The 7,416-nt window shown below is 66.8% G+C and carries 7 protein-coding genes; 1 reads left to right on the top strand and 6 read right to left on the bottom strand.

Going from position 1 to position 7,416, the window contains the following annotated elements:
- The 3 genes from C5F46_RS11070 to C5F46_RS11060 all read right to left on the bottom strand — a co-directional run.
- A partial coding sequence (locus tag C5F46_RS11070) for a light-harvesting protein (protein ID WP_146160223.1) occupies positions 1-362 on the bottom strand: 362 nt, incomplete at its 3' end.
- 13 nt (positions 363-375) lie between these two features.
- The gene (locus C5F46_RS11065) at positions 376-528 is read right to left on the bottom strand and encodes a light-harvesting protein (RefSeq protein WP_107325411.1); all 153 of its coding nucleotides are present in this window, start codon (positions 526-528) and stop codon (positions 376-378) included.
- Between the two features lie 237 nt (positions 529-765).
- A complete protein-coding gene (locus tag C5F46_RS11060) occupies positions 766-3,249 on the bottom strand; it encodes a penicillin acylase family protein (protein ID WP_107325410.1) in 2,484 nt (827 codons plus the stop codon).
- A gap of 111 nt (positions 3,250-3,360) precedes the next feature.
- Here C5F46_RS11060 and C5F46_RS11055 point away from each other — a divergent pair, with 111 nt between their 5' ends.
- The gene (locus tag C5F46_RS11055) at positions 3,361-4,233 is read left to right on the top strand and encodes an NAD(P)-dependent oxidoreductase (protein ID WP_107325409.1); all 873 of its coding nucleotides are present in this window, start codon (positions 3,361-3,363) and stop codon (positions 4,231-4,233) included.
- Here the strand turns inward: C5F46_RS11055 and gluQRS are convergent.
- From gluQRS to C5F46_RS11040, 3 genes are read right to left on the bottom strand one after another with little or no spacing between them, the layout of a single operon-like run.
- Entirely contained in the window at positions 4,230-5,087 is an 858-nt protein-coding gene (gene gluQRS / locus C5F46_RS11050) for a tRNA glutamyl-Q(34) synthetase GluQRS (RefSeq protein ID WP_107325408.1), read from the bottom strand. The genes C5F46_RS11055 and gluQRS overlap by 4 nt on opposite strands.
- Positions 5,066-6,406, bottom strand: a complete 1,341-nt coding sequence (gene trmFO / locus C5F46_RS11045) for a methylenetetrahydrofolate--tRNA-(uracil(54)-C(5))-methyltransferase (FADH(2)-oxidizing) TrmFO (protein WP_107325407.1) — start codon at positions 6,404-6,406, stop codon at positions 5,066-5,068. Before trmFO ends, gluQRS begins: the two co-directional genes overlap by 22 nt.
- Before the next feature lie 39 nt (positions 6,407-6,445).
- Positions 6,446-7,216: a hypothetical protein gene (locus C5F46_RS11040; RefSeq protein ID WP_107325406.1), complete on the bottom strand. Its 771-nt coding sequence runs from the start codon at positions 7,214-7,216 to the stop codon at positions 6,446-6,448.
- Between the last annotated feature and the right edge of the window lie 200 nt (positions 7,217-7,416).

Here is a 7,416-nt window from a genome sequence, read left to right as displayed (position 1 = left end):
GCCGGGGCCTCAGCGGCGGGCTCTTCGGCGGCGGGTGCAGCTTCAGCAGCCGGGGCCTCAGCGGCGGGTTCTTCCGCGACCGGGGCGGCTTCGGCAGCCGGGGCCTCAGCGGCGGGTTCTTCCGCGACCGGGGCAGCTTCAGCAGCCGGGGCTTCGACAACAGCCTCTTCGGCAACCGCTTCTTCCGCCGGGGCCGCAGCCGGAGCCGCAACCGCCGCACTACCGTTGTGGTAAGCGGCAAACCAGGTGGTGTCTTTCACCAGCATGTAGTGCACGGCAAACGAGCTGATTGCGACGGCGCTGAGGAACAGGGGAACGCCAGTCGTCGGTTTGACAACAAGCCAGAGTTTCGCGTTGTTCATGATCAATTCTCCCTTAGCCGAGCCACGGTGTGGCGATCGCCGCCAGGAAGTGCGCCAGCAGCGCGATGCCGCCGAAAACGCGGGTGCCGAGCACGAGTTGCTTCTGCACTTCTTCCGCTTCGGCAAGGGTCAGGCCGCTCGGCCAGACTTTGTTCATGTCATCCATCGTGTCGTCTCCCCAATCTGGTATTCGACTTTGCATGTAGGGCTGCTCGCTGGCTTCGGCTGCGTGATACCCGGTGGGGTCGTGCAGCCGACCGTTCGCGCCCGGCGCCCTGGGACCGGTTTATCGCAGTGCATCATTTCACGACACTGTGATAATCTCAACGCTAACTTGATCGGATCAGGGCCGCGATGGTGCGACTTATTGTTCCGCACCCGGCGGGCAGGTGTCTGGGCGGCCTCAATCCTGCCGCGCAGCGAGGCCCGGAGCGGGGGTCAGCACGGTGATCCCGGCGGCGGCGGCCCGCGCCAGCCCCGGATCAAGCGACATCGGGATATATTCGCCCCGCCGCCACAGCCCCGCCAGATCGTCATAGTGGCGGCTGAGGGGGTGGCCCGACTGGCCGGTGGCAATCACGAAGACCGAACTGTCGGGGTCGGCAAAATCGTAAACCCCGCGATAGCCCGCGCCATGGACATTTGCAAAAGGCTCGGGGCCGGTGCCCGCGGTGCGGCCCCGCATCAGCGTGAAATCGCCCCCCGAGGTCGATTGGCGGATGTTGACCAGCGCGCCCAGAAAAGGCAAGCGGCCCAGCACCGCATGATCATGCTGCGCCTGATGCGCATCGCCCCAGCGCCAGCTTTCGATATTGGCGCCAAAGCGCGACGACAGATCCAGCAGCGCATCATCCAGCGCGATGCGCGCAATATCGGTGCAGGTCTCGACCGGCGCCGACTGGATCACGTCGCACCATTTGCCTGCGCCCTGGACGTTGCGGAACACCCGCTCGATGAACAGCGGTTCGAGATGGAGGAAGGCGGGTGCCAGCGGCCCCAGTTCGTCGCGCAGCAGCCGCGCCTGAAGCGCGCGCATCCAGGCCGCATAGATCAGCGGTTCTGGCAGATGTTCGTTCATCTCGCCGTCCCAGTTCGCCAGCAGTTCCAGCGCGCGCTGGCGGCGGCGTTCGGGTGTGCCCTCGGGGGCGGCCTGCCCGGTAAACCACAGATCGGCCCCCACCAGCGGCAGCAGGCCGCGCGCTGCGGGGCTGACGGCATCCAGTTGCGCCGCGATGAAGCTTTCGCGCGAATGCACCTCGCGGTCCTGCATCAGTTTGAGCCAGCGCAGAACCCGCTGGCTGTCGCCCCAGTCAAAGCTGACATGCACCGGGAACGGCCGGTCCACGGTCTTGTTGTTGGTGTTGCCCACGATCCCGCCCTGCGGCGCGATCACCCGCGGGTTGGTGGCATAGGCCAGCCGCCCCTGCCAGCGGTTGGTCGCGATCCAGCCGGGGCTGGGCATCCGGCCCTGGCTTTGGTGGGCGGCGTCGCGCCGGGGCAACGCACCAATCAGAATTTGCCCCACTTTGCCCGTGGCATCGGCCAGCGTCAGGTTCAGGGCCGGGGCGATGAAGGCGGCGCCCGCCGCCTCGGCCTCGGCCACGCTGCGGGCCGCCATCAGCGCGACGGCCGCGCTCATCGAGGTGTCGGCCGGGTCAAGCCCCGTCCACGACAGCGCGACCGCATGGCCGCGCGGTGTGACCGCGGCCAGATCGAACTGCGCGGGCGGCAGGATCGGGCCATTATCGCTCCAGCGCAGGGTCAGGGTGACGGGGGCCTGATCCTTGACCTTGAGGATCGTGCGGCGGGTTTCGAACCCGGCCCAGCCCTCGGGGGTGCGGTAACGCTCGGGGTCGGCGGGGTCGAGTTCCTCGATGAACAGATCCTGATCGTCGGCATAGGCCGTGGTGATGCCCCAGCCCAGATCGCCATTGCGCCCCGTCAGCACCGCAGGAATGCCGGGGATGGTGCCACCGATCACCCCGCCCGAGGCTAGCTCCAGCCGGGCGAGATACCAGACCGACGGCGCCGACAGGCCCAGATGCGGGTCATTGGCCAGCAGCGCCCCGCCCGCGGCCGCGCGTTTGGGCGCCGCCGCCCAAGCGTTCGACGCGCCGCCCAGACCGCGCGGGGCCAGCGGCAGGAACGGATCGGAGGTGCCCGCCGCCTGCCGGATCGGGGCGGGGGCCTGCGGAAAGAGCGCGGCATAATCGGGCAGGGCGGCGATGCCAGGGCCGGGCATGTCAGGCATCAGATCGGCGACCCAGGCGGGGTTTTGCAGCGAAATCCGCGCGCGCAGCACCTCGTCATGCAGGTTGCCCGACTGTTCCAGCGCCATCAGCTTCAGGATCGCGATCGAATCGGCGGCCTGCCAATAGGCGATTTCGGCGTTGAACACGAAGAATTCGGGCGCGCCGCGACCGCGAGCGCCTGTGTTGACCTCTTCGATCCAGGCGTTCACGCCACGGGCGTAGGCATCAAGGGCGGCGCGGGTGCGGGCGTCCTGCGCGGTCACCGATTGGGTCGCCAGCGTGTAAAGATCCAGCCGCCGCATCAATTCGTCGGTGGGCAGGGCGCGGGGGCCGAACACCTCGGCCAGCCGCCCCTGCACGGTGCGGCGCAACATCACCATCTGCCACAGCCGGTCCTGGGCATGGGCCAGGCCAAGCCCGAAGAACACATCGTCATCGGAGGCGCCAAAGATATGGGGCACGTTATCGGTGGTGCGCACGATCTCGACCGGCGCGCCCAGCCCCGCGACCTCCAGCGCCTCGTTGTAATCCGGCAAGGATCGCGCCGCGAAATACCACGCCCCCGCCAGCCCCAGCACCGACAGGATCAGGACAGCCGAGATCAGGCGCACAAGCCAGCGAAAGGCGATCAGCATGGAACCTCGAAATGGGCGTGGAAGCGGGAAAGGTTGACGCCTTGGGGCGCTTGCGTAACTAAGTCAGCACGCGACAATGATCAACGCGCGTTTGCGCGAACGGGGGGTGTCATGGCACGGATTGCGTTTCTGGGGCTGGGGGTGATGGGCTTTCCGATGGCGGGCCATCTGGCGGCCAAGGGGCATGAGGTGACGGTCTACAACCGCACCGCCGCCAAGGCAGAGGCCTGGGTGAAACGCCACAAGGGCGACTGGGCCGCAACGCCCGCCGATGCCGCGCGCGATGCCGAATTTGTCATGGCCTGCGTGGGCAACGATGATGATCTGCGCGCGGTCTGTCTGGGCGACGCGGGCGCATTCGCCGCGATGACGGCTGGGGCGGTTTTCGTCGATCACACCACGGTTTCGGCCCAGGTGACGCGCGAGCTGGCCGGGGTTGCGGCGGCGCAGGGGCTGGGCTTTGTCGATGCGCCGGTGTCGGGCGGGCAGGCGGGGGCCGAGAACGGGCAGCTTTCCATCATGTGCGGCGGTTCTGCCGACGATTATGCGCGGGCCGAGCCGGTGATGGCGGCCTATGCCAGGATCTGCCGCCGGATGGGCGCGTCGGGCGCGGGCCAGTTGGCCAAGATGTGCAACCAGATCGCCATTGCCGGGCTGGTGCAGGGCCTGTCCGAGGCGCTGCATTTCGCCGAAAAGGCGGGGCTGTCGATTTCCGAGGTGGTCGAGGTCATCAGCCAGGGCGCAGCCGGAAGCTGGCAGATGCAGAACCGCTACAAGACCATGGAAGAAAACCGTTTCGATTTCGGCTTTGCGGTGGACTGGATGCGCAAGGATCTGGGCATCTGCCTGGCCACCGCCAATGACACCGGCGCCAGCCTGCCGGTGACGGCGCTGGTGGATCAGTTCTACAAGGATGTGCAGAAGATGGGCGGCGGGCGCTGGGATACGTCAAGCCTGATCGCCCGGCTGCGCGCCCTGGGCTAAAGCCCGATCAGCCGGCGGATATCGGCGGGCGTGGCGCCCTGGGCACGCAGGCTGCGCAGGGCGCGCGCATCGTCGCGCTTGGCCAGACGCTTGCCCTCGCTGTCTCGAATAAGGCTGTGGTGGTGGTAGCTTGGCGTCGGAAGCTCTAGCGCCGCCTGAAGCAGGACATGCACGAATGTCGCCTCGAACAGGTCTTCGCCGCGGGTGACATCGGTGATGCCCTGCGCAGCGTCATCGACCACGACGGCAAGGTGATAAGAGGTGCCAAAGCCTCGCCGCGCCAGCACCACATCGCCTGCCTGGCGCCGCAGCCAGTCGGGGTGCAGCCGGTGGTGCCCGGCATGGGTGGGGCCGGTTTCTGTGAAATCGGGCAAGTCGCCCAGATGGTCCAGCGCGCGCGCCATGTTCAGCCGGATCACATCACCCGACCCGGCCGCGGCCATGGGCCGCGCGCGGCAGGTGCCGGGGTAGACCGGACCATCGGGGCCGATCATCGGCGCGCCTTCCTGCGGTGCCGAAAGAGCCGCGCGAATGTCGCCCCGCGTGCAGCAGCACGGGTAACAAAGCCCCAGCGAAATCAGTTGGTTCAGGGCCGTTTCATAGGAATCCATCCGGTTGGACTGGCGCAGAACGGGGCGCGGCCACTTCAGGCCCAGCCATTCCAGATCGTCAAAGATCGCCTGTTCATAGTCGGTCCGGCATCGGGCGCGGTCGATATCCTCGATCCGCAGCAGAAATTGCCCCGGATCGGCGCGACCGGCCGCCACCAGCGCGGCATAGGCATGGCCCAGATGCAGCCAGCCGGTTGGCGAGGGCGCAAACCGGGTGCGCCTCAGGCTTGCGCTGCAAGCCATTGGGTAAACGCGTCTTTCGCGCGGTCAGTGTAGGCCTTGTAGCGGTCTTTCCGGCCGCGGCGCCCGCCCTTGGCGTCAATCGGGGGAAACAGGCCGAAGTTGACGTTCATCGGCTGGAATGTCTTGGCATCGGCCCCGCCAGTGATGTGATGCACCAGCGCTCCCATCGCGGTGTCGGGCGGCGGTGGCGGCAGGTCGCGGCCCAAAATCTCGGCCGCCGCCATCCGCCCCGCCAGAAGGCCCATCGCGGCGCTTTCGACATAGCCTTCGACCCCTGTTACCTGCCCGGCAAACCGGATGTTCGGGCGGTTGCGCAGACGCATCCGGTCATCCAGCAGCCTGGGCGAGTTCAGGAAGGTGTTGCGGTGGATCCCGCCAAGACGCGCGAAAGAGGCATTGTTCAGACCCGGAATCATACGGAAAACAGACGTTTGTGCGCCGTATTTCATCTTGGTCTGAAAGCCCACGATATTGTAGAGTGTGCCCAGCGCATTGTCGCGGCGCAACTGCACCACGGCATAGGGTTTGGCCTCCGGCTGGTGTGGGTTGGTCAGGCCCACGGGTTTCATCGGGCCAAAGCGCAGCGTTTCCCGGCCGCGTTCGGCCATCACCTCGATCGGCAGGCAGCCGTCGAAATAGCCTGCGGTTTCGCCGGCGTGAAACTCGGTCTTTTCGGCGGCCAGAATCGCGTCGATGAAGGCCTCATACTGGTCGCGCGTCATAGGGCAGTTGATATAGGCGGTGCGCTCTTCTTCGGTGTCGCCCTTGTCATAGCGGCTTTGGCGCCAGGCCACCGACATGTCGATGGTGTCGGCGTGGACGATGGGGGCGATGGCGTCGAAAAAGGCCAGATGCTCCGCCCCGGTTTCGGCCCGGATGCTGTGAGCCAGAGCGCCCGAGGTCAGCGGGCCGGTGGCGATGATCCAGTGTCCGTCGCGCGGCAGATCGGTGATCTCGCCGGGGGCAAAGCTGATGTTGGGGTGTGCGGTCAGGCGGGCGGTGACGGCCTCGGCAAAGGCCTCGCGGTCGACGGCCAGCGCGCCGCCTGCGGGCAGGCGGTGCGCCCCGGCCATGGCCATGATCAGCCCGCCCGCCGCGCGCATTTCCCAGTGCAGCAGACCCACGGCGTTGCGTTCATCATCGTCCGACCGGAACGAGTTGGAACAGACCATTTCCGCGCACAGCCCGCTGCGATGGGCAAAGGTGCCGACCGCGGGGCGCATTTCGTGCAGCACCACGGGCACGCCGACCTCGGCCGCCTGAAAGGCGGCTTCGGACCCGGCAAGCCCGGCGCCGATGATGTGAAGTGTATCGCTCATGGCCCGTCCTCTAGCCCGGCGGGCCGCATTTGGAAAGGATCAGAACGATCCGGTCAGCAAAAGCGGGTCGAACGGGCGCACCGGGCGGAAGGCCTGGGTGGCGGTCGTGCGGCTTCGGCCCGGTTCGGCCCCAAAGCGCCAGGTCAGCCCAAGGCTGACGCGGGTTTCCGAGGGCAGATCATCGCGCCCGCTCATGCCGCTGACGCCCACGGCTGCGGTCAGTTCGACCGGATGGCTGGCCAGCGCATGGCGCCAGCCGATTTCGGCGTCATAGCCCTGACCACGCAGCGAAACTTCGTCAAATTCGCTGACGCTGAGGGTGGCAAACAGCGTGTCGCGCGGGCCCAGATCGTGATCGACGCCAAGGCTGGCCGCGATGAAGTCGATCGAGCCGGGCCGGGCATAGCCGATGCCGCCGCGCGCCTCGATCCGGGTGGTTTCGGTGATGGCAAAAATTCCCTCGACCCCGGCCATGCCGATGGTCGCCTCGCGCCCGTCCACATCGGCGAGGCTGAGGAACAGGCCATATTTGTTTTGGTCCCCCGGCATCAGATACAGGTGGCTGTCGATCTGCCCCAGCATCCCGCCGCTGAAATCGCGCAGCGACAGGTCAAGCTGAAAGCCCAGCGCCTCGGTCACGGCGAAATCGCCGGTGAGGCGCGCAAAGCCGCGCGGATCATCCGATCGAAAGCTGGACAGGCCGATTTCGGCCTCGGCCCAGGAAAAGCCCAGCGGGCTGCTGGACTGGGCATGAACGGGCAGGGCGGCCAGGCACAGGGCACTGGCCAGAACGGCGGCTTGGGCACGCATCTGGAAAACTCCGGCAAGGGGGTGGCTGCCTTCTGCAACCTGGTGGGGAACGACCCCGGTTGCAGCCTTGATGCCAGAGCGAAGGCGTTAATGAAACATTAATATTGCCAGAGGGTTAACTGGTTAATGTCGTGAGGGCACCAACGAGAAAGGCCGCACCCGAAGATGCGGCCCCGACAGTCAGCCCAAAGATTTCGCGG

The organism is Phaeovulum veldkampii DSM 11550 (assembly GCF_003034995.1).
Classification (GTDB): Bacteria; Pseudomonadota; Alphaproteobacteria; order Rhodobacterales; family Rhodobacteraceae; genus Phaeovulum; species Phaeovulum veldkampii.
This window is presented reverse-complemented; position numbering and strand designations above follow the sequence as displayed.